Origin of the sequence: Curtobacterium sp. PhB191 (genome assembly GCF_004346515.1) — a bacterium.
Taxonomy (GTDB): Bacteria; Actinomycetota; Actinomycetes; order Actinomycetales; family Microbacteriaceae; genus Curtobacterium.
Genome location: NZ_SMBV01000002.1, coordinates 529,436 through 551,942 on the forward strand (window position 1 = coordinate 529,436; position 22,507 = coordinate 551,942).

The 22,507-nt window shown below is 70.9% G+C and carries 21 protein-coding genes and 1 tRNA gene; 19 read left to right on the top strand and 3 right to left on the bottom strand.

Annotated elements, in window-relative coordinates:
• The first annotated feature begins 54 nt into the window (after positions 1-54).
• From EDF48_RS05655 to EDF48_RS05725, 15 genes are all read left to right on the top strand, one after another.
• Entirely contained in the window at positions 55-432 is a 378-nt protein-coding gene (locus tag EDF48_RS05655) for a LysM peptidoglycan-binding domain-containing protein (RefSeq protein ID WP_131878643.1), read from the top strand.
• Positions 433-507: 75 nt separating this feature from the next.
• On the top strand, positions 508-1,614 hold the full coding sequence (locus EDF48_RS05660; RefSeq protein ID WP_131878645.1) for a histidinol-phosphate transaminase: 1,107 nt from the start codon (positions 508-510) through the stop codon (positions 1,612-1,614).
• Positions 1,611-2,213, top strand: a complete 603-nt coding sequence (hisB, locus tag EDF48_RS05665; RefSeq protein WP_131878647.1) for an imidazoleglycerol-phosphate dehydratase HisB — start codon at positions 1,611-1,613, stop codon at positions 2,211-2,213. The genes EDF48_RS05660 and hisB overlap by 4 nt, the downstream gene beginning before the upstream one ends.
• Complete coding sequence (gene hisH, locus EDF48_RS05670; RefSeq protein ID WP_123341022.1) at positions 2,210-2,845, top strand: imidazole glycerol phosphate synthase subunit HisH; 636 nt, start codon at positions 2,210-2,212, stop codon at positions 2,843-2,845. The genes hisB and hisH overlap by 4 nt, the downstream gene beginning before the upstream one ends.
• A 111-nt stretch (positions 2,846-2,956) precedes the next feature.
• Positions 2,957-3,703 carry a bifunctional 1-(5-phosphoribosyl)-5-((5-phosphoribosylamino)methylideneamino)imidazole-4-carboxamide isomerase/phosphoribosylanthranilate isomerase PriA gene (priA, locus tag EDF48_RS05675; RefSeq protein WP_111084607.1) on the top strand — a complete coding sequence of 249 codons (747 nt, stop codon included), beginning with the start codon at positions 2,957-2,959 and terminating at the stop codon, positions 3,701-3,703.
• Positions 3,704-3,707: 4 nt separating this feature from the next.
• Complete coding sequence (locus tag EDF48_RS05680) at positions 3,708-4,553, top strand: SseB family protein (RefSeq protein ID WP_131878649.1); 846 nt, start codon at positions 3,708-3,710, stop codon at positions 4,551-4,553.
• A gap of 103 nt (positions 4,554-4,656) precedes the next feature.
• Complete coding sequence (locus EDF48_RS05685) at positions 4,657-5,532, top strand: ParA family protein (protein ID WP_111084609.1); 876 nt, start codon at positions 4,657-4,659, stop codon at positions 5,530-5,532.
• Entirely contained in the window at positions 5,516-6,319 is an 804-nt protein-coding gene (locus EDF48_RS05690; RefSeq protein ID WP_111084610.1) for a ScpA family protein, read from the top strand. Before EDF48_RS05685 ends, EDF48_RS05690 begins: the two co-directional genes overlap by 17 nt.
• Positions 6,309-7,028 carry an SMC-Scp complex subunit ScpB gene (scpB, locus tag EDF48_RS05695; RefSeq protein ID WP_243698041.1) on the top strand — a complete coding sequence of 240 codons (720 nt, stop codon included), beginning with the start codon at positions 6,309-6,311 and terminating at the stop codon, positions 7,026-7,028. The genes EDF48_RS05690 and scpB overlap by 11 nt, the downstream gene beginning before the upstream one ends.
• Before the next feature lie 1,255 nt (positions 7,029-8,283).
• Positions 8,284-9,075 (top strand): pseudouridine synthase, encoded by a 792-nt coding sequence (locus tag EDF48_RS19360; protein WP_243698047.1) that lies wholly within the window; start codon positions 8,284-8,286, stop codon positions 9,073-9,075.
• A 77-nt stretch (positions 9,076-9,152) separates the two neighbouring features.
• Positions 9,153-10,265 (top strand): prephenate dehydrogenase, encoded by a 1,113-nt coding sequence (locus EDF48_RS05705; RefSeq protein WP_131878651.1) that lies wholly within the window; start codon positions 9,153-9,155, stop codon positions 10,263-10,265.
• A gap of 230 nt (positions 10,266-10,495) precedes the next feature.
• Positions 10,496-11,152 carry a (d)CMP kinase gene (gene cmk, locus EDF48_RS05710; protein WP_111084641.1) on the top strand — a complete coding sequence of 219 codons (657 nt, stop codon included), beginning with the start codon at positions 10,496-10,498 and terminating at the stop codon, positions 11,150-11,152.
• A 108-nt stretch (positions 11,153-11,260) separates the two neighbouring features.
• Entirely contained in the window at positions 11,261-12,781 is a 1,521-nt protein-coding gene (gene der / locus EDF48_RS05715; RefSeq protein ID WP_123293896.1) for a ribosome biogenesis GTPase Der, read from the top strand.
• Between the two features lie 126 nt (positions 12,782-12,907).
• The gene (locus EDF48_RS05720) at positions 12,908-13,543 is read left to right on the top strand and encodes a hypothetical protein (RefSeq protein WP_131878653.1); all 636 of its coding nucleotides are present in this window, start codon (positions 12,908-12,910) and stop codon (positions 13,541-13,543) included.
• A gap of 125 nt (positions 13,544-13,668) precedes the next feature.
• Positions 13,669-14,190: a hypothetical protein gene (locus EDF48_RS05725; RefSeq protein WP_131878655.1), complete on the top strand. Its 522-nt coding sequence runs from the start codon at positions 13,669-13,671 to the stop codon at positions 14,188-14,190.
• Positions 14,191-14,307: 117 nt separating this feature from the next.
• Here EDF48_RS05725 and EDF48_RS05730 read toward each other — a convergent pair whose 3' ends face one another.
• Positions 14,308-16,455, bottom strand: coding sequence for a RecQ family ATP-dependent DNA helicase (locus EDF48_RS05730; RefSeq protein ID WP_131878657.1), 2,148 nt, complete (start codon positions 16,453-16,455; stop codon positions 14,308-14,310).
• Positions 16,456-16,520: 65 nt separating this feature from the next.
• Positions 16,521-18,011 (bottom strand): hypothetical protein, encoded by a 1,491-nt coding sequence (locus EDF48_RS05735; RefSeq protein ID WP_131878659.1) that lies wholly within the window; start codon positions 18,009-18,011, stop codon positions 16,521-16,523.
• Between the two features lie 70 nt (positions 18,012-18,081).
• On the opposite strand from EDF48_RS05735, the gene EDF48_RS05740 reads away from it, so the two are divergent.
• The 3 genes from EDF48_RS05740 (at position 18,082) to EDF48_RS05750 (ending at position 19,740) form a co-directional block, all read left to right on the top strand.
• Positions 18,082-18,912, top strand: coding sequence for an endonuclease/exonuclease/phosphatase family protein (locus EDF48_RS05740; protein ID WP_131878661.1), 831 nt, complete (start codon positions 18,082-18,084; stop codon positions 18,910-18,912).
• Positions 18,909-19,490 (top strand): hypothetical protein, encoded by a 582-nt coding sequence (locus EDF48_RS05745; protein ID WP_131878663.1) that lies wholly within the window; start codon positions 18,909-18,911, stop codon positions 19,488-19,490. Before EDF48_RS05740 ends, EDF48_RS05745 begins: the two co-directional genes overlap by 4 nt.
• Before the next feature lie 176 nt (positions 19,491-19,666).
• A tRNA-Pro gene (locus EDF48_RS05750) sits at positions 19,667-19,740 on the top strand.
• A 252-nt stretch (positions 19,741-19,992) separates the two neighbouring features.
• Here the strand turns inward: EDF48_RS05750 and EDF48_RS05755 are convergent.
• Positions 19,993-21,306, bottom strand: coding sequence for a hypothetical protein (locus EDF48_RS05755; protein ID WP_131878665.1), 1,314 nt, complete (start codon positions 21,304-21,306; stop codon positions 19,993-19,995).
• Between the two features lie 223 nt (positions 21,307-21,529).
• Here EDF48_RS05755 and EDF48_RS05760 point away from each other — a divergent pair, with 223 nt between their 5' ends.
• Complete coding sequence (locus EDF48_RS05760) at positions 21,530-22,054, top strand: DUF6578 domain-containing protein (protein WP_131878667.1); 525 nt, start codon at positions 21,530-21,532, stop codon at positions 22,052-22,054.
• Positions 22,055-22,507: the final 453 nt, after the last annotated feature.

Here is a 22,507-nt window from a genome sequence, read left to right on the forward strand (position 1 = left end):
AAACTATGTTCGGTACACGACTTCGGTTCACCCGAACGGGAAGGCAAGAACGACATGAGCACCATCGCCATCGCTGACATCCAGCGCACCGCGGCCCCCGCCGTGCGCGTCCGCCTGCGCCTGACGCGCCGCGGCCGCATCGTCTTCACGACGCTCGCCGCGCTCCCCCTCCTCATCGTCGTCGCCTTCTTCGTCCTCAACGGCGGCCAGGCGTCCGCCGGTGACGCCGCCGCTGGTGGCGCCCGGACGCAGTTCGACACGGTCACGATCCAGCCGGGCGAGACGCTCTGGCAGCTGGCCGAGGACACCGCGCCGAACGCCGACCCGCGCGACTTCGTGCAGGACGTCATCAGCCTCAACGCCCTCGACGGCTCCGGGCTGCAGGCCGGCGAGCAGATCGCCATCCCGACGAAGTACACCTCCGGCAAGTAGCCGCGGCGAGTGGTCAAAGGCAGTCCCGTCCGGACGGCTGGTCGTCCGGTGGCCACAGCGGCCTACGATGGATCGGTGGCATTCACGCTGGAAGACCTCCCGATCCGAGACGACCTCCGCGGTCAGAGCCCCTACGGCGCTCCGCAGAAGCACGTCCGCGTCCAGCTGAACGTCAACGAGAACACGCATCCGGTGCCGGACGACGTGGCGGACGACATCGTCGCCTCGATCCGACAGGCGCTCGCGACAGTGAACCGCTACCCGGACCGCGAGTTCACGGAGCTCCGCGAGTCGCTGGCGGGGTACCTCGGCCACGGCCTGTCGGCAGAACAGCTGTGGGCGGCGAACGGCTCGAACGAGGTCCTCCAGCAGCTGTTGCAGGCCTTCGGTGGCCCGGGGCGTTCCGTCCTCGGGTTCCCGCCCACCTACTCGATGCACTCGATCCTGGCCTCCGGCACCGGCACCACCTGGATCCCGGCGGAGCGCGACGACGAGTTCCGCATCTCACCCGAGACCGTCGTGGCGGCGATCGAGCAGCACCGACCGGACATCGTGTTCCTGTGCGGGCCGAACAACCCCACGGGCACACCGCTGCCGATCGAGACGATCGAGGCCGCGTACGCCGCGACCGACGGCATCGTGATGGTGGACGAGGCCTACGCCGAGTTCATGCCGGCCGACGTGCCGAGCGCCCTGACGCTGCTGCCTGGGCGCGAGCGGCTCGTGGTCTCCCGGACCATGAGCAAGGCCTTCGCGTTCGCCGGTGCGCGGGTCGGCTACATGGCGGCACACCCCGCCGTGATCGACGCCGTCCGCCTCGTCCGACTGCCGTACCACCTGTCCGTCCTGACGCAGGCGGCCGCCGTCGCCGCACTGCGCCACGCGCCCGAGATGCTGGCGATGGTCGACGACATCAAGCAGCAGCGCGACCGGATGGTGACCGAGCTGCAGGCCATGGGCTACCGGACGTACGAGACCTGGTCGAACTTCGTCTTGTTCGGTGGGGTCGCCGACCCGCACGCTGCGTTCGAGTCGCTGCTCGAGCGGGACGTCATCGTGCGCGACCTCGGCATCCCGAACCACCTGCGCGTGAGTGCCGGCACGGAAGAGGAGACCACCGCCTTCCTCGACGCCATGCGGCAGGTCGCCGCCGAGCAGCCGCCGGTTAGGGTTGGGGCATGACCGCCCGTACCGCCTCGATCAGCCGCAGCACGAGCGAATCGAGTGTCGAACTCGAGCTCGACCTCGACGGCACCGGCTCGTCCGACATCTCGACGAGCGTGCCGTTCTTCGACCACATGCTGACCGCGTTCAGCAAGCACTCGCTCATCGACCTGCGCGTGCGCTCGACCGGTGACATCGACATCGACGTGCACCACACGGTCGAGGACACCGGCATCGTGCTCGGACAGGCGCTCAAGCAGGCCCTCGGCGACCGCTCCGGCATCGGCCGCTACGGCGACGCCCTCGTGCCCCTCGACGAAGCGCTGGCCCAGGCGGTCGTCGACGTCTCCGGGCGTCCGTTCCTCGTGCACTCGGGTGAGCCCGAGGGGTTCGAGTTCCACCGCATCGGCGGTCACTTCACCGGGTCGATGATCCGCCACGTGTTCGAGGCGATCACGTTCAACGCGGGTATCACCGTGCACGTCCGTGTGCTCGGTGGCCGCGACCCGCACCACATCGCCGAAGCCGAGTTCAAGGCGTTCGCGCGTGCGATGCGCAAGGCGGTCGAGCTCGACCCGCGCGTCGACGGCATCCCCTCCACCAAGGGCGCACTGTGACCGCGAAGCCGAACGTCGTCGTCCTCGACTACGGGTCGGGCAACGTCCACTCCGCCGCCAAGGCACTCGAGCGGGCCGGAGCCGAGGTCACGCTGACCTCCGACAAGCAGGCGGCGCTCCGTGCCGACGGCCTGCTCGTACCCGGGGTCGGGGCGTTCGCTGCGGTCATCGACCAGCTCGAGGGCGTCCAGGGCGGCGAGATCGTGGACCACCGTCTGGCCGGCGGTCGTCCTGTGCTCGGCATCTGCGTCGGCATGCAGGTGCTGTTCTCCCGCGGCATCGAGCGCGGAGCCGACGTCGAGGGGCTCGGGCAGTGGCCCGGCACCGTCGAGCAGCTCCAGGCCGAGGTCCTGCCGCACATGGGCTGGAACACCGTCCAGGCACCAGAGAACTCCGTGCTGTTCGACGGACTGCACGACGAGCGGTTCTACTTCGTGCACTCGTACGGCGTGACCGACTTCCCGCTCGACGCCTACGGGCCGTTCCGTGCTCCCGGCCTGACGTGGGCCGAACACGGGCAGCGGTTCATCGCCGCGGTCGAGAACGGGCCGCTCACCGCGACCCAGTTCCACCCCGAGAAGTCCGGCGAGCCGGGCATCCGCCTGCTGACCAACTGGGTGCGCTCGCTCTGAACCCGGCCCGCGACGGGCGCGACGGCGCCGCCGGACGCGCCACGGGCCTCCAGGCCGTACCCCGCACCTTCTCCACCGCACCTCCTCCACCGTGACGAAACTGACAGGACCATGACCGACCTCACCGACACCTCGCCCCTCGTCCTGCTGCCTGCCGTCGACGTCGTCGACGGCCAGGCCGTCCGGCTGACCCAGGGCGAGGCGGGGAGCGAGACCGGCTACGGCGACCCCGTCGCCGCCGCGCGCACCTGGCGTGACCAGGGCGCGGAGTGGATCCACCTGGTGGACCTCGACGCGGCCTTCGGTCGGGGCGACAACCGCAAGGTCATCGCGCACGCGATCCGCGAGGTCGACGGCGTCTCGGTCGAGCTGTCGGGTGGCATCCGCGACGACGCCTCGCTCGAAGCCGCGCTGGCCACCGGCGCTGCCCGGGTCAACCTCGGCACGGCGGCGCTCGAGAACCCGGACTGGGCCGCTCGGGTGATCGGCGAGTACGGCGAGCAGATCGCCGTCGGGCTCGACGTGCGTGGCACGACCCTCGCCAGCCGTGGCTGGACCGAGGACGCCGGCGACCTGTGGGAGGTCCTCGACCGGCTCGAGGCCGCGGGGTGCGCCCGGTACGTCGTCACCGACGTCACGAAGGACGGCACGCTGCAGGGCCCGAACGTCGAGCTGCTGCGCCAGGTGTGCGACCGGACCGACCAGCCCGTCGTGGCCTCTGGCGGGATCTCGACGCTCGACGACCTGCGGGCGCTGCGCGAGCTCGTGCCGTTCGGGCTCGAGGGCGCGATCATCGGCAAGGCGCTGTATTCCGGGGCGTTCACGCTGCCGGCCGCACTCGACATCGCCTCGGAGTAGCGGCGTGGCGGGAATTTCGAACGGGCGCGGAACCGGCCCCGAAGCGGCAACCGGTGCGGACGCGGCAACCGGTCCCGACGACGCGCACACCCCGGGTGGCGCGGCGGACTCGGCCGGCTTCACGTGGGAAGGCCGCACGTTCGACCACCACGACACCGCCTTCGCCGACGACGACGGTCTGGCCGACCCGGCGCTGACCGCGGCGATCGCAGGCGTGGCCGCCGGTGCATCGCAGGCGGCAGTCGTTCATGCACTGCGCACCGCCCGGCTGCTCATCCCGCTCATCGCCGAGGCGGGCGACCTCGGCGAGACCGACGCCGGCAAGCTCGTGGACAAGACCCAGGAGCTCTCGATCGTGACGGTCGCCGGGCCGGACGGGCGGAGCGTGATGCCCGCGTTCACCTCGGTCGAAGCAATGCACGTCTGGGACGCCGATGCCCGGCCCGTGCCCGTGGAGTCACGCCGGGTGGCGATGGCCGCGGCGAGCGAGGAGACGCAGCTCGTCGTGCTCGACCCGAAGTCGGCGACCGAGTTCGTGCTGCGCCGTCCCGCGGTGTGGGCGCTCGGTCAGGACCTGCCGTGGACCCCGTGCTTCGAGGACCCCGAGGTCGCCCAGGCGTTCGCCGACTCGGTCGTGGGGGAGCGCAGCGTCGCCCGTGTCGAACTGACCCCCGGTGACCCGGTCGGACGCTTCGCCGGCCCGGAGCTGACCGTCGGACTGGCGTTGCACCCGGGGCTCGACCGCGAGCAGGTCGGCGAGCTCGTCGGACGCCTGCAGCAGCGGTGGTCGACGGACGCCGTCATCGCCGAGCGCGTCGACAGCATGCGCGTGGCCCTGCGGGCAGCCTGAGCGGCGACCGCGTCGGCCACGCACCCGGCCACGAGCAACGCAGACCCGGCCGCGCGCGGCGGTGCGGCCCCGGGCCGGCCGACGTCGCCGGTACGATGGCCGGGTGAGCACGAACCCGACGACCAACCCCACCGGCGCGACCTCCATCGGTCCGACGGGTCGTCCTGTCCGGGAGTTCCCCGTGCCCGAGGAACTCGACAGCACCGGCCCCGCGCGCATCATCGCGCTCTGCAACCAGAAGGGCGGCGTCGGCAAGACCACCACGGCGATCAACCTCGGTGCAGCGCTGGCGGAGTACGGCCGCAAGGTCCTGGCCGTCGACTTCGACCCGCAGGGTGCGCTCTCCGCGGGCCTCGGTGTCCGCACGCACGACATCCACACCGTCTACGACCTGCTGATGGGCGCCGTGAAGGACCCGATCCAGGTCATCCAGCCGACGAACACTCCGGGGCTCGACGTGATCCCGGCGAACATCGACCTGTCCGCGGCCGAGGTGCACCTGGTCAACGAGGTCGCCCGCGAGCAGATCCTGGCGAGCGTGCTGCGCAAGGTCGCGAACGACTACGACGTGATCCTGGTCGACTGCCAGCCGTCGCTCGGCCTGCTCACCGTCAACGCCCTGACCGCGGCGCACGGGGTGCTCATTCCGCTCGAGTGCGAGTTCTTCGCCCTGCGCGGTGTCGCCCTGCTCATCGAGACGATCGACAAGGTGCGCGACCGCCTCAACCCGGCGCTGACGCTCGACGGCATCCTGCCCACCATGTACGACTCGCGCACCCTGCACTCGCGCGAGGTCATGGAGCGCGTCGTCGACACGTTCGACGACCGGGTCCTCGACACCGTCATCGGGCGCACCGTGAAGTTCCCGGACGCCACGGTCTCCGCTCGACCGATCACCCAGACGGCGCCGGACCACGCCGCCGCCCACGCCTACCGGCAGCTCGCACGAGAGCTCGTCCAGCGTGGCGCCGTCGCCTGAGTCGGGGTTCCGGGTCCGACTCACCAACTTCGACGGCCCGTTCGACCTCCTGCTGTCGCTCATCACGAAGCACGAGCTCGACATCACCGAGGTCTCGCTCGGCGCGGTCACGGGGGAGTTCATCCAGTACGTGCGTCAGGCCGAGTCGGCGGACGAACTCGACGAGGCGAGCGAGTTCCTCGTCGTCGCCGCCACCCTGCTCGACCTGAAGATCGTCGGGCTGCTGCCGCAGGGTGAGCTCGTCGACGCCGAGGACGTCGCCCTGCTCGAAGCCCGCGACCTGCTGTTCGCGCGGCTGCTGCAGTACCGGGCGTTCAAGCAGGCCGCCGACTGGTTCGGCGAACGCTGGGGTGTGGAGTCGCGTCGGCACGTCCGGAGCGTCCGGCTCGAGGAGCGGTTCCGCGCCCGCACGCCCGAGCTCGTGTGGACGCTCTCGGTACAGGACTTCGCCGCACTGGCAGCGCTGGCGTTCGCCCCGCGGGAGATCCCGACGGTCGGACTCGACCACCTGCACGCGCCGCTCATCAGCATCCGCGAACAGGCCGCGATCGTCGTCTCGATCCTGCGGACACGCGACGGCGAGGGGGTCTCGTTCCGCGAACTGGTCGCGGGCGTCGACCAGACGGGTATCGTGGTGGCTCGCTTCCTCGCGATCCTGGAGCTGTACCGGAACGCATCGATCTCGTTCGAACAACTCGAGCCGCTCGGGGAACTCACGCTCCGATGGACCGCCGAGGACTGGTCCGACGAGAGCCTCGCCAACCTGGGAGCCGACTATGACGGATGACGTGCACGACACGTCCAGCGCCGAACCCGGCGGCGCCGACGAGATGGCCGACGCCCGCGCGATCGAGCACGAGATGCACGCGCGCGCCGAGCACGAGCACGAGCACGAGCACGACCGCGCCCCGCAGGCGCACCCGGCGATCCCGATCGACCGCCAGCTCGAGGCGATCCTGATGATCGCGGACGAGCCCCAGTCGCTCGTCGCGCTCGGCGCCGCCGTGAACGCCCCCGTCCCCGCCGTCCGCCAGGCCGTCGAACGCCTCGTCGCGGACTTCGACGGCGTCGACGGCACCACCCGCCGCGGGTTCGAACTCCGCGAGGTCGGCGGCGGCTGGCGCTTCTACGTCCGCCAGGACCTGGACGCCGTCGTCGAGCAGTTCGTCGAGGCCGAGCGTCCCTCGCGCCTGTCGCAGGCCGCACTCGAGACCCTCGCGGTCGTCGCCTACAAGCAACCGATCACGCGATCCCAGATCGCGTCGATCCGCGCCGTCAACGTCGACGGCGTCGTCCGAACGCTGGTCGCGCGCGGTCTCATCGAGGAGTCGTTCACCGACTCCGAGACCGGCGCCATCAACTACGTCACGTCCGATCTGCTCCTGCAGCAGCTCGGCATCAACTCGCTCGACGAGCTGCCGCTCATCTCGCCCCTCCTGGACGACGGTGCGGACGGCTTCGGGCAGAACGAAGGGATCCCCGATGGCCGGGTTTGACGACCGGGGGCGCGGCGCGCCCCGAGACCGAGACGACCGCAACGGACGCTCAGGAGGCCCGGATCGCCCCGGGCGTTCGGCTCCCGGCCGCGGCGGGGCCGGCTCCAGTGCCGGTGGCCGCTCCGGCGGGTACGGTCGCGACGACCGCGGGGGCGCACGTCCGCCGCGTGACGACGACCGTCGTGGCGGCTACCCGCCGCGCGACGACCGTGGTGGCGACCGTGGTGGCTACCGGGGTCGCGATGACCGTAGCTCCGCGCCGCGTGATGACCGTGGTGGGTACCGCGGCCGTGACGACCGCAGCTCGGCGCCGCGCGACGACCGTGGCGGGTACCGGGGGAACTCGGCTCCGCGTGACGACCGCGGTGGGTACCGCGGCCGTGACGACCGTGCCGGCGGCGGCGACCGTGGCGGCTACCGCGGGAACTCCGCGCCGCGCGATGACCGTGGTGGCTACCGCGGGCGCGATGACCGCAGCTCGGCTCCGCGTGATGACCGTGGTGGCTACCGCGGGAACTCGGCTCCGCGTGACGATCGCGGTGGCTACCGGGGTCGCGACGACCGCAGCTCGGCCCCGCGTGACGACCGTGGTGGCTACCGGGGCAACTCGGCTCCGCGCGACGACCGCGGTGGGTACCGGGGGCGCGATGACCGCAGTTCGGCTCCGCGCGACGACCGTGGTGGCTACCGCGGGCGCGATGACCGCAGCTCGGCCCCGCGCGACGACCGTGGTGGCTACCGCGGGAACTCGGCTCCGCGCGACGACCGTGGTGGCTACCGCGGGAACTCGGCTCCGCGTGACGACCGTGGCGGGTACCGGGGTCGCGACGACCGCAGCTCGGCACCCCGCGACAACCGTGACGACCGTGGTGGCTACCGCGGCCGCGACGACCGCAGCGCCGCGCCGCGTGACGACCGTGGTGGCTACCGCGGCCGCGACGACCGCAGCTCGGCACCTCGCGACAACCGCGACAGCCGCGAGGACCGCCGCGGCCCCGACGGCCAGCAGAGCCGCGTCTGGCACAACGGCCGCCGCTACGTCGGCGGCACGACGAGCGTCCGCAACAGCGACCGCCCCGGCAAGGGCGGCAACAGCGCCGCCAACCGCACCACGCCGAAGCCGAGCGGTGAGCGCGACAGCCACGGTGCTCCGGTGGAGGGCACGCCCGAACGCCCGATCATCGAGGACTGGGACGCGGCGGACGGGTCGGCGCCTGCCGGGGCCGAGCCGGGCCTCCAGGCAGAGGGGGAGCGCCTGCAGAAGGTGATCGCCGCTGCGGGCGTGGCATCTCGCCGCGTCGCGGAGAACCTGATCGTCGAGGGCCGCGTGACGGTCAACGGCCAGGTGGTGGACGCCCTCGGGCGTCGTGTCGACCCCGCGACGGACGCGATCTCGGTCGACGGCGTGCCGGTGCAGATCGACTCCTCGCGGCGGTACATCGTGCTGAACAAGCCGACCGGTGTCGTCTCGAGCCTGCAGGACGAGCGCGGTCGCCGCGACCTGACCGAGTTCGTGGACCGCTACGAGGAGCGCCTGTTCAACGTGGGGCGCCTGGACACCGAGACCTCCGGGCTGCTCGTCCTGACGAACGACGGCGACCTGGCGCACGTGCTCGCGCACCCGTCGTTCGGCGTGCAGAAGACCTACATCGCGAAGGTGCACGGCAACGTGAACCCCGCCGTGGTCCAGCGTCTGACCGAGGGCGTCGAGCTCGAGGACGGTCCGATCAAGGCCGACAAGGTGCGGTTGCTGGAGTCCTCGCGGGGTGAGTCGCTCGTCGAGATCACGCTGCACTCCGGCCGCAACCGGATCGTCCGTCGCATGCTCGAGGCCGTCGACCACCCGGTCCTCGAACTCGTCCGCCGCTCGTTCGGGCCGCTGCACCTCGGCAGCCTGCCGCCGGGCAAGATGCGCGAGCTGGGCACGGTCGAGGTCGGCAAGCTGCTCGGCACCGTCCGTGACGCGAAGCCCTCCGCTCGTGACGACCGCGACGTCGCCCTCGACCAGGGCGACGACGACGACTGGGACGACGAGACCGCGGACTGACCGCGCCCGGCCCCTCGGGCCGTGACCGACACCCGGGCGTCGACCGACGCCCGGGTGTCGGTCGGTAGGCTTGCCCGGTGACCGACCTGACCCCACCCGACATCGACCGCCGCGTGCGCGGCCCGGTGCGGGTCGTCGGCACCGGGCTCCTCGGCACCTCGATCGGTCTGGCGCTGCGCGAGAAGGGGGTCGACGTCGTCCTCGACGACGTCTCACCCGGCGCGTTGGCGCTCGCCGTCGACTACGGCGCCGGCCGGCGGCCCGAACCCGGTGACCAGCCGGAACTCGTGGTGGTGGCGGTCCCGCCGGACGTCGTGGCGACCGTCGTCGCCCGCGAACTGTCCGCGTACCCGGACGCCATCGTGACCGACGTCGCGAGCGTCAAGGCCGGACCGTTGGCCGAGCTGGTGGCAGCCGGCGCCGAGGTCACCCGGTACATCGGGTCGCACCCGATGGCCGGTCGTGAACGCAGCGGACCGAGCGCCGCCCGCGCCGACCTGTTCGTCGGCAGCCCGTGGGTGATCGCCGGACACGACGCCATCAGCTACCAGCGCGCCGCCGTGGTCGAAGACCTCGCGCTCGACGTCGGCGCGACCGTCGTGCCGATGGACCCGGCGTCGCACGACCTGGCCGTGGCCTACGTCTCGCACGTGCCGCAGCTCGTGTCGACGTTGATGGCCTCGCGGCTGCGTGACGCCCCGGACGGGTCCCTCGGTCTCGCCGGAGGTGGTGTCCGCGACGTCACCCGTGTCGCCGCGAGCGACCCCGGCCTGTGGGTGCAGATCATCGGTGCGAACGCGGCCAACGTCCGGCGGGTCCTGGCCGACCTGCGCGACGAGCTGAGCGGCGTGATCGGGGCGCTGGACGACCCCGCCGCCGCCGGGGCACCGCGGACCCTGGCCGAGACGATCGCCGCCGGCAACCGCGGTGTCGAACGGCTGCCCGGCAAGCACGGCACCACCAAGCGCTTCGCCCAGGTGGTCGTCCTCGTCGACGACACCCCCGGGCAGATCGCCGCGCTCCTGACGTTCATCGGGGAGATCGGCATCAACCTCGAGGACATGCGCCTCGAGCACTCACCGGGCGCGCAGATCGGCATCGTCGAGGTGTCGGTCCTGCCCGAGCAGGAACAGCGACTCGTCGAGGAACTCGAGGGTCGCGGATGGAGGATCGCAGCAGCATGGGCCTGAACGACACGAACGCAGCGACGAACGACTCCGGTGTGACCGGCGGACCCGACGGGCCCGACACCGGCCTCCCGACGCCGGGCCAGGGTGGTGCCGGCGGCCCGCTCAGCGGCAGCGGCGACGGCGGCGCACTCGGCGGACCGGCCGGTGGCCTCGGCGAACCCGGCGGCGAGCCCGGTTCGACCAGCGCACCGGTACCGGCCGGTCTCACCGACGGTGCCTACGTCGCGAAGATCGTCATCGCGGTCGACGGCCCCGCGGGCAGCGGCAAGTCGAGCGTCTCCCGCGCGGCCGCCCGTGCCCTCGGCTACGGCTACCAGGACACCGGCGCCGCCTACCGCGCCCTCGCCTGGCACGCCCTGCAGCAGCGGGTCGACCTCGACGACGCGGCGGCGATCCTGGCGAGCTGGGACACCTTCGACTACGCCATCGGCACCGACCCCGACGACTACTACGTGCGCGTGGGGGAGACCGACGTCACCGACGCGATCCGCACCCCGGACGTGACGGGCGCGGTGGCCCACATCGCGAAGCTCCCCGACGTCCGACACCGCCTCGTGCAGCTGTTCCGGAACGTCATGCGGAAGACCGACGCACCGGGCATCATCACCGAGGGTCGGGACATCACCACGGTGGTCGCACCCGACGCCGAGGTCCGGATCCTGCTGACGGCCGACGAGTCCGTTAGAATGGCCCGGCGCTCGGCGGAGGTCACGACCCAGTCGGCCGCAGAGACCTCCGCCGCACTCGCTCGTCGAGACGCGGCGGACGCGAAGGTCGTCGACTTCATGAACGCCGCAGACGGCGTCACGACGCTCGACTCCACCGACCTCGACTTCGACCAGACCGTGCAGGCGGTCGTCGACCTGGCCCGCGCGGCCACGCACTGACGCACGACCGGACGGCCTCGGCCGCCTGGTCACACCACGGCCGGATCTCCGGCCCGGCCGGGAACGGCCACCGACACCGCGGCTCCGGCCGCTCGCGAGGAACCCACCATGGCTCAGTTGGACAACCCGGACAACGACGACTTCCCCCAGTACGACGACGCCCTCGGCGAGCGGCTCGCCGGACTCGACGAGGCCGAGGCCGAGCAGCGCGCGACCGCGCTCCGCGCCGGACTCGAGGAGTACGACCTCGAGGACGACGACCTCGCCCTGCTCGAGGCCGGTCAGGTCGGCGAGGACGGCGTCCACTACCTGCCCGCCTACCCGGTGCTCGCGATCGTCGGCCGCCCGAACGTCGGCAAGTCCGCGCTCGTCAACCGCATCCTCGGTCGTCGCGAGGCCGTCGTGCAGGACGTCCCCGGCGTCACGCGTGACCGCGTCAGCTACAAGGCCGACTGGAACGACAAGCGCTTCACGCTCGTCGACACCGGCGGCTGGGAGCCCGGCGCCGAGGGCATCAACGCCTCGGTCGCCGCGCAGGCCGAGGTCGCGATCGACCTCGCCGACGCCGTGCTGTTCGTCGTCGACGTCACGGTCGGCATCACCGCCACCGACGAGCACGTCGTCAAGATGCTCCGCGGCACCGACCGCCCCGTCATCGTCGTCGCGAACAAGGCCGACGACGAGCGCCGCGAACTCGACGCCTACGAGCTCTGGAACCTGGGGCTCGGCGAGCCGCACCCCGTGTCGGCCCTGCACGGCCGTGGCGTCGCGGACCTGCTCGACCTGATCATCAAGACGCTGCCCGACACCTCGGCCGTCGCCAAGCAGGAGGTCGGTGGCCCCCGCCGCGTCGCGATCCTCGGCCGCCCGAACGTCGGCAAGAGCTCGCTGCTCAACAAGGCCGCCGGTGAAGAGCGCGTCGTCGTGAACGACATCGCCGGCACCACCCGCGACCCGGTGGACGAGCAGATCGAGCTCGGCGGCAAGGTGTGGCGTTTCGTCGACACCGCCGGCATCCGGAAGCGCGTCCACATGCAGCAGGGTGCCGACTTCTACGCCTCGCTCCGCACCACCGCCGCGCTCGAGAAGGCCGAGGTCGCCGTCGTCGTCCTCGACGTCACCGAGCCCGTCTCCGTGCAGGACCTGCGCATCATCGACCTGGTGCTCGAGTCGGGCCGTGCGCTCGTCCTGGCCTACAACAAGTGGGACCTGCTCGACGACGAACGCCGCCGCTACCTCGAGCGCGAGATCGAGCAGGACCTGGCGCACGTCGCCTGGGCCCCGCGCGTGAACATCTCCGCCCGCACCGGCCGCCACCTCGAGAAGCTCGTGCCGGCGCTCGAGACGGCCCTCGCGTCGTGGGACACCCGCATCCCGACGGGCAAGGTCAACGCCTTCATCGCCGAGCTCGTCCAGGAGCACCCCCACCCCGTGCGCGGCGGCAAGCAGCCCCGCATCCTGTTCGGGACCCAGGCGTCGAGCCAGCCGCCGACCTTCGTGCTCTTCACGTCGGCGTTCCTCGACCCGCAGTACCGACGGTTCATCACCCGTCGACTCCGCGAGGTCTGGGGCTTCTCCGGCACCCCGATCAACGTCAACATGCGCGTGCGCGAGCGCCGGAAGCGCTGAGTCGCAGCTCCGTCACACACAACGCGTCCCGTCTGCACGGGGCGCGTTGTGCGTTGTGCGTTCGCGTTCGCGTTCGGCCGGGAGGCCCGGAGCGCGTCCGCAGCGTCGGCGCGGCATCATGGGAGCGTGCGCATCGGGCGGTGGGGAACGGATCGACGTCGGCTCGCCCTGGTGGGTGCCCTCGTCGCCGTGGTCGTCGTCGGCTCGGTGTCGCTCTGGACGGTCTCGCACGCACCGCCCGAGGACGACACCGTCACCCGCTCCGACCGTGCCGTGCCCGAGCCCGCGCAGTCGCCCGCGGAGGGGCTGCGACCCTCGAACGGCCTCGGCATGCCCCTGCCCGAGGCGTCCCCGGTCGTGCAACCCGTCGATTCGTCGCCGATCGAGCCGTGGTGGCGCCGTGTCCCGCCGGTCTCCGGGGACATCGTGGGCATCGACGGCGCCGCTGCCTCTGGCCACGTCCACATCGCGGGGAACACGGGTGACGCCACCCTCGCGGTGGACATCTCGCACCTGAAGACGGGCACGAGTGGCCCAGTCGACGTCGTGTTGTCCGGTGGGACGGTCACCGGTGGGAAGGACCCGGAGTGGACCCCGGCGGGGGAGTCCTTCGACGTCTTCCAGGCCGCCGGCGTCGAGCAGGGTCTGACCGTCGTGCTGAGCGACCCGTGGACCCTGCCCGACGAGGTCCGCTCCCTCGTCCTGCTCGATGCGGCGACCGGCACCGTGCTGGGCGGCGCGGCGCTGGTGCCGAGCGACTGAGCCAGCTGGGCAGTCCCGCGCCGACCCGGAACGACATCGTCGACGTCGTGCGACCTCGAAGACGTCGTTCGGGGTCGGCGACAGCGCGGTACGCCGGTGGTCGCTCGATGCGGCACGATGTACTGGTGACGCAGCGCAACGACGGACTCGGTGGCCTCGCCGACCGTCTGTGGTGCCGGCTGCGGCTCGACCGGCTGGCCGGAGGTCGCCAGGGCGGGTACGTCATCCGCCAGGACATGCTCGAGCACCCCGACACCGTGCGCTCGTTCCGGTGGATCCGGTGGCTGCTCGTCGCGGAGACGATCGTCGGACTCGCTGCCATCGTCGTGGCCGTGCTGTTGACGCGTGCGGGGGAGACCGTGCCGTGGGCGGTGTGGTTCCGGGCGACGGTCGTGCTGCTCATCACCCTGACGCTCTACGTGTTCGCGTGGCGGGCGCAGCTCGGGTACTACTGGGCGTACCAGCGGGTGCGGTTGTTCAGCCGGATCTTCCCGATCGTGACGCTCATCGTGGCGGCGATCCCCGGGCTGTACCCGTTCTGGATGGTGATCGAGCAGATCCTCTTCTCGCTGCTCATGATCGGCATCGGCGACGTGCTCACCACCGACCACATGCGCGCCACGTTCCCCAAGCCCGCCCGCCGCTAGCGCCGTCGACCGCCGGCTCCGGCGCCCGCACCACTCTTGCGACAGACCACGCGTCGATCGACTCGTGGACTGTCGCGGAACCGGTGCGGCGGCGGGCGGCGGGCAGTGCGCGCAGCGCTACGCGACGGTGGCCAGCGCGAAGGGCAGCACGGCGGCAGCCCCGGCACGCCGGAGTTCGCGGCCCGCGACGGTCATCGTCCACCGGCTGTCGACCAGGTCGTCGACGAGCAGCACTGGGCCCTGATGCGACTGCAGCGCCGCAGCGAGTTCCGGCCCGACCTGGAACGTCTCCCACACGCCGGACAACCGGTAGGCGCTGTTCGTCGCACCGTCGCCGCGGGGCGTGCCGCCGTTCCGGTCGAGCGTGCCGAGGAACTGCAGCCGCCCGATCGTGGACAGCGCCTGGGCGAGCGACCCCACGAGCTGCGGCCGTGACCGCGAGGACATCGCCACGACCCCGGTCGGCCGGGTCTCCCACGGCCAGTCCTTGAGCGCCCGGACACAGCCGTCGACGAGCTCGCGGGAGATCGGAGCGTCGGGCGTCGACGGCGAGAACAGCGCACGGAGCGGTCCACCCCAGCCGAGGTCGGTCAGACGAGCCACTGCACGACCGGGCTGCACGAGCTCGTCGGCGCCGATCTTGCCCCGTACCGAGACACCGAGCGACGACATGCCCGACGGCCACTGGGCACGCGGGGCGATCTCGACACCGACCTTGTCGAGCGCGGCCGCCGCACCGGACGAGTCCGTGTCGGAGACCGCGGTCGGGAACCACGCCCCGGCGCAGTTGTCGCACCGGCCGCAGGGCTCCGCGGACGGGTCGTCGAGGTCCTGCTGCAACAGCTGCATGCGGCACGCCGAGGTGGACTCGTAGTCGAGCATCGAGGCGGCCTCGGCGGAACGTGCAGCCGCGACCCGCTCGTACCGCGGGGCGTCGTACTGCCACGGCTGCCCGGTGGAGACCCAGCCGCCGGTGACGCGTCGGACCGCCCCGTCGACGTCGAGCACCTTGAGCAGGAGTTCGAGGGTGGAACGCTTGATGTCGACCAGGCCCTCGAGCGCGACCGTCGACATCGCGGTGTCGGTGGACAAAGCATCCAGTACGGCGGTCGCCCGCGCAGAAGTCGGCATCGACGCGCTCGCGAAGTACTGCCAGATCTCACGGTCCTCACGACCAGGCAGCAGCAGCACGTCGGCGTTGTCGGTGGCACGACCCGCACGACCGATCTGCTGGTAGTACGCGACGGGGGACGACGGAGCGCCCACGTGCACGACGAACCCGAGGTCCGGCTTGTCGAACCCCATGCCGAGCGCACTCGTGGCGACGAGGGCCTTCAGCTCGTTGCCCTTGAGCTGCTGCTCGAGCTGCTCCCGCTCGTCGGTGTCGGTGCGCCCCGTGTAGGCCCGGACGGCGTACCCGTTGTCGCGGAGCAGGCGGGCGATGTCCTCGGCAGCCGAGACCGTGAGCGTGTAGATGATGCCGCTGCCGGGCAGGTCGCCGAGGTGCGCGAGCAGCCAGCCGAGCCGCTGCCGGGCGTCAGGCAGCGTCAGCACCCCGAGCCGCAGCGATGCCCGGGCGAGCGACCCGCGGATCGTGAACACCGGGTCGGCCGGGCCGGCGGTCAGCTGTTCGGCGACGTCCTCGACCACGCGCTCGTTCGCCGTCGCGGTGGTCGCCAGGACGGGGACCCCGTGGGGGAGGGACCGGATGAGTTCGGCCAACCGCCGGTAGTCCGGTCGGAAGTCGTGGCCCCAGTCCGAGATGCAGTGCGCCTCGTCGACCACGAGCATGCCCATCCGGGCGATCAGGGTCGGCATCTGCTCGTCGCGGAACTTCGGGTTGTTCAGGCGCTCGGGGGAGACGAGGAGCACGTCGACCTCGTCACGGGCGAGCGCCGCCTGGGTCTCACCCCACTCGTGTGCGTTCGCCGAGTTGATCGACACCGCACGAACCCCCGCGCGGGCAGCCGCAGCCACCTGGTCACGCATCAGGGCGAGCAGCGGCGAGACCAGGACGGTCGGGCCACCACCACGGCGCCGGAGCAGCAGCGTCGCGAGGAAGTACACCGCGGACTTGCCCCACCCGGTGCGCTGCACGACGAGGGCGCGCTGCCGGTGCTCGACCAGGGCGGAGATCGCCTCGAGCTGTCCGGGGTGGAAGACCGCGTCGGGGCGCCCCGTGAGCGCAGCGAGCGCCTGCTGTGCCTCGGCGGCGATGTCTGCAGAAGGCGAGACGACAGACGGAGCGGCGGTGGGGGTGTCCATGCCCCCATGCTGTCAGGAGCAACCGACGAAACGCGGGTCGCGCCTCCAGTCTGTGGAGAACCGCCCTACTGGTAGGTGACCAACGACGGCGTCGGGTGCACGTCCTGCATGGTCTGCGACGGCGTCAGCATGGGCGTGTCCTCGTCATAGAAGTTCTTCCAGCCCCAGTGCAGGCCCTCCGGAGCGCCCTGGTGCAGCGCCTTCCACGTCGCCTGCTTGTCCGGCTGCGAGCCCTGCCCGTCGACGTGCACGAGCATGTCGAGCTCCGGGTGCGTCTTGAGCGCATCACGGTCCTGGATCATCGAGAGCCGGAATTGGTGCAGCACGAGGGCCTTCGGCGGCAACCCCTCCTTCTCGACGAGCGACGCCAGCCACGAGGACACCTCGTTCACCTCGGACGCCGACACGCTGCCGATCTGCTCGAGCGGCACCTGGTCCTCCGTCAGCCGCCACTCCGGGTCGAGCGCGAGCCAGACCCCGGGCTTTCTCAGCAGCGACTCGTACTTCTTCGCCTGCGACAGGAAGTCCGAGCGGCCCGGCTGCAGGTCGATGATCACGGGCATGTCGGCGTCGTGTGCAGCATCGACGTAGGGCTCGAGCGTCGACACCGGCAGCTCGGTCGAGTAGTCGCCGTCCGCCCCGGCGTCACCCGCGGCGACGGTCGCGATGACCTCCATCGCGGGCGTCACGAGCTCGTCGGACTCGGCCCGGTACGGCTTCGCGACCTGCTCGGCGCGCTGGACGGTGGCCTCCGGCCCCTGTTCGCCGAGCACGCCCAGCGCCGGCGCGCCGGGAGCCCCGTAGAGCGCCACGTAGCGGTGCCCGTCGAACGGCCGCTGGCCGCCGTTCCGCAGCTGGAAGCCGCCCTCGGCCGCCCGTACCGTCCACTCCGGGTCCTGCAGCGCGTCGAACGCCGCACCGACCAGGACCGTCTGGTGCTGCCTCCGCTCGTGCAGCGCCGTCACCACGTCGGGTGCGGCAGCCGGGTCGGTCACGCCCTCCGGCATGGTCACCACCTCCGCACCGGCGGCCTTCGCGGTCGCCACGGCCGCAGCGTCCGCGCTCGCGTCCGCCACCACCACGGTGGCCTGCCGGGAGGCCTGGGTCGACTCCGGCGCGTCGCCGCCCTCAGGCGCCTTCCGCTGTTCGACGTCCGTGTCGACCGACACGTCGCCCTCGGCCTGGTACCAATCAGCCCCGAGCCGATCGAGCTCGCGGGCGACGGCAGCGCCGCCCTTCGTGTCCTGCTCGTCCTTCGCGGTCAGCAGCACCGGAACGTGGGCGCTCGCCGCGGCCTTCGCTGCATCGGAGATCGCGTCGGCATCGCCGGCCGTCGCCACGATCGCGCCGGGAGCACTCGCGAACAGGGCCGTGCTCACCCGCACCGACCGTGCCGCAGCGTCGGAGGCATCGGCGACCGTGACCGTCTGCGCCGTGGCCTTCACGAGCGTCGGGCGGCTCGTGTCCGGGCCACTCGAGGTACACCCGGCGGCTCCGAGCAGCAGTCCGGAGACCGCGATCGCGACGAGGACACGAGGGGTGGGACGAGAACGCATCGGGCCACCCTACGAGCCACGCGGAGAGGTCCCTGGGAATCCGACGGGTGTCGTCTCGTAGAAGGGAGGCATGCCCCACCACCCCGACGACCACCCGCTCATCGGAGCCGTCCGGTCGCCCGAGGTCCACTGCATGACCCTCAACGTGCGGCGCCGCGTGCCGCGACCGTCCGCGCACCCCGATGCCTGGGAGCGTCGACGCGACGCCATCACCGCGCTCGTCACCTCCGAAGCGCCCAACGTCCTCGCCGTCCAGGAGGCCCTCCCCACGCAGGCAGACGACCTCACGGCCGGCCTCGGATCCGGTTGGGAGCCCGTCCTGGTCGGGCGCGGCGCGCGCGGCGGTGGCGAGCAGGTCGGGCTCTTCCTGGACCGCTCCCGCCTCGACGTCGTCGAGCAGCGCACGTGGGCACTGTCCCGCACGCCGAGCCGTCCGGGATCCCGCTCGTGGGCGACGTCCTTCCCCCGGCACGCCGTCGGGGCCGTCGTCGACGACCGCGCGACCGGCGTCCGGTTCCTGGCCATCGCGACGCACCTCGACGTCGCATCGCCGTGGGCCCGGCTGCGATCCGCCGAACTCCTCGGCCGGATCGTGCGACAGCGCGGCCTGCCCGCCGTCGTGATGGCCGACTGGAACAGCGCGGCAGGATCCGCACCATGGCGAGCACTGGCGGACGCTGGTGTCGTCGACAGCTGGGGACGGGCCTCCAGGCAGGTGGGTGAGCCGTACGGGACGTACCCGCACTACGGGAGTCCGCGTGTCGGCGGCCGGCGGATCGACGGCGTGCTGGTGACGCCGGACGCGACCGTCGAGCGGGTGGCCGTGTCGAACCGGCGGCCGGGCGGCGTGTGGCCGTCCGACCACGCGGCCGTGCACGCGGTCGTGCGGTGGGCGTCGTGATCCGGGCGCTCGGGCCGACGTTCCTGCGGCCGAGGTTCCTGGTGGCCGACGTGGTGCGTGCCCTGACGGTCGTGAGCCTGGTCGTCGCGAGCATCGGGTGGGGCGGGACCGCGCTGCCGGTGATGGCGCTGTCGTTGCTCGGGGTCGTGGTGCCGCGGATGCTCGGACTGCGGCCGGCGTTCGACCTGGCGGTGTGCGTGCTCGTGCTGCTCGCCGGGTGGTCGAGTGTGCTCGAGTGGTACACGAGCGTGTTCCTGTGGGACAAGTTCATGCACGTCGTGCTCACCGGGCTGCTCGCCGCCGTGCTCTACGTCATCGGCGCCGACCTGCGCGCAGTGCCGGCGCCGGACGGGGAGCGCCGGGTGGTCGTCGCGGTCCTCGGGCTGTGCGCGGGGCTCGCGATCGGGGCGGCGTGGGAGATGGGGGAGTGGCTCGGGCACAACTTCGTCGACTCAGCGATCTACGTCGGGTACGACGACACGATCGGGGACCTGGCGGCGGACGGGGCCGGTGGGTTGCTCGTCGGGCTCGGGTTGCCGTGGTTGGCGGCGCGGCGCGAGGTGGTGCCGGCGGGGTGACGGTCTCGCCCGGGGCGATCGTGTCGTTCGGGTTGTTCGGGCGGCTCTGGTTGCTTGCTCGGTCCGACTCGCCGTGGCGCGGAGGGGGTCTGACGTCCGCTATGCTGGACCGGTCGCTCGCGCTCCGGTCGGACGTGGGCGAGGGTCCTCCGGGGTCCTGAGTTCTCCGGAACTCGCGGGCTGTGGCGCAGCTTGGTAGCGCACTTGACTGGGGGTCAAGGGGTCGCAGGTTCAAATCCTGTCAGCCCGACCGAACGGCCGGCTCGGACATCGTCCTGAGTCGCCACGACGAAGAAGCCCACCGAGGATCTCGGTGGGCTTCTTCGTTTCGGTGGCTGTCGTGGGGTCGTACGCATGGGGCTCCCTCACTGCGACGATCAGCGGACCACCCATGTGAGACACGACCCTGCTCGAAGCTGCGTCCGGTTCGAGTCCGGTCCGGCGGTCTGCTGAGGGACCGGCTATCGGTCCACCATTGCCGAGCTTGATCGAACGGCCTGGATCAGCGCGGGGCACGTATCAGTGTCGCGAGGACGGCATTCGCGCCTGTGGGACGCGCGGGGCCATACTGCCGAAGCAGCCACCGCAACATCGCACCGCCGGCGGCACCTGCGGCACCTACCGCTACGGCTGTGGCGAGTTCAGCTTGTGCTGACACGGCAGCTGCGGTTCCGACGCCCACCGCACCATCCACGATGAAGTCGCTTCCGGCATTACGGAACGACGCGCCGAAGCGTGACTGACTAAGCGAGCGTTTCACGTCCTGGATGGCAGGGACGAGCGTCTCCCTCACCCGATCTTGCAGCGTGTCCAGATCGTCGTTCTCGGACGCGCGATGCAGCTCCTGCAGCTTCAGTCGCCACGCTTCAAAGTCGTCTGATGACGCTCGTATCGCCACCGCTTCGGTGAGCGGAGTATCAGCGGTTGGAACCGCGACACGGCTGACTTCTCGAAGCATCGAAGCCGGAAATGCCTTCACTGAGTCGTTGTACCTCGCCCGCAGCAGCCCCAACGAGGCTCCGTTCGCGGGAACGTATTGAGCGGCACCGGCGTGAGCGACCGCGATGGTCTTCGCCAGGTAATACAACGGAAGTGCGAACTGCGTTGGCCGGTCCGCCCGTACCACTGGGAGGTTCATCTCAAGCTTCATGCCACGGATGCTGTCCCATGTGTGCAACTCGCTGTCGTCGGCGCTGTCGAGGAACCGCTGCAGAGTCTCGTTTCGACTGTCGATCCGGACCGCCGTTGCGAGTTGCTGCGTCGTTGCCCGGATCGTCGGCCACTGACTCCTGAGAACGATGATCCCAGCACGGATTGGCTTGTCGAGCACGTAGAGGTTGTTCACGATCGCGGCGAAGCGCTTTGCGGCCGCGGCAGCGTCGGCGCGTATTCGGTCGTAGCGGAACGGGTCGAGCCACATCTCGGGACCAGTAGCGACTGTGTCTGCCTGCCCGTCTGGTCGTCGGTACCGCGTTGCCCACAGCGGAGGAAGCCCACGGCCGTCCGAGAAGAAGTCCGCGAGCGGATCAAGTACCAGCAGTCTCGGGTAGTAAAGCAACGCGTCGCTGAGTTCCTGCCGCAGCAGTTGCTCACTCCAGAATGAACCGAGGAACCCGCCGAGGAACGAGGCGCGCGGCTGATCGTCGCTGGGTGTGCCGTCGAGATCCGGTTGCGCGTTCCAAAACTCGGTCAATGTATCGCGAATTTCGTCCAGCTCGCTCGTACTCAGCCGGTGCAGGGCTCCGTCCCGAACTCGCTGGCCCACGGCGTTATCCAGCGCATCCAGGATCGTTACGGGCGGCATCAGTGCGGGCATCTTGGACCTCCTCAAGCGGTGCCTACCGTAGCGGTCCACACCGACATCACCGATCAAGGCCGCAAAGGAGCGCACGTGCAATCACGGCCGATACCCGCCCCGCCTAATGGTTCAACCTCGTCGTCATCTGACGTGGCCAATGTCGGTTAGCCGATCGGTTAGCGGTCACTTCCGCCGAGATGTCGAGGGCTGGCGCCCTCTCTAGGCGGATAGCCTTCGGGACATGCCGCCCGAACAACGTCCGTCGAAACACGTAGTTTTCCCCGCGACAGCGCACGCTTTGTTCGCCGGTGCCCCTAGCTTCGTTGACCCGGCAGCTGAACGGCGACAACCCTGCGTCGTCCCGTCGGAGAGCATCGTGCCGCCTCTGGGAGACGGGGAGCGCGACGTCTGGCTCATCGAATGGCAGGTCGCGGAGGACGCTTTCGACGTCGCCGTCGGCGAGCAAGTTAGGTGGGACGTCGTCGACGCGGACCCGATTCGTCTCGGCCACTTCGGAGGCCGACGCACGGTGACCGAGGAACGCAACACCGATGCTGAGCAGCTTGGTGCCGGGCCAGAGCGCCCAATCGCCGGCATCGTCACTCGAATCGACCAGGTGTCGGTCCGGTACGGGCCGTCCGCGAACGGCTCGGGGCAGGAACCAATCCCAGGCTCTGCGATGCAGCACGCGGCGCGAACGTTGACCCCGCGAATCCCGCACGATGGGACGATCGTCGGCTGGGTCGTCCGCATCCGGCTCGACTGAAGTCGACTGGGGTCGCCCGGTAGAGCCCGAGTCAGCCGCCTCGAGTTCTCGTGGTCTGAGGACTCCGGACCTTCCCGTCGCAGGTGCTTCGTGATCACTGAGCCATCCTCAATCGAGACGGGCTCCGACAAAATACACGACCCTCGAACAGGTTACATTTCCCACAACAAATATTACGATGCGGTAACGGGGTACGGGGTTCCAATCTCCTCGTCGGAGGGCGCCGAATAGCTTGCACAGACCGGGAAACACCCGGAGCGCTCACCAGCCGCACATTGCTGGTTCTCCACCCTGCACCAGGGTGTGTTCGGCGCGCACACAGCAGCCGCGCCGAGCGCGACACCTCAGCAAAGGAAACGATCACCATGCGCAAGAGCCTGAAGACCTCCATCACCCTCGCCACGACCGGCGCCCTCGTGCTCGGCGGTGCCGCGTTCGGCATCTCCTCCGCCC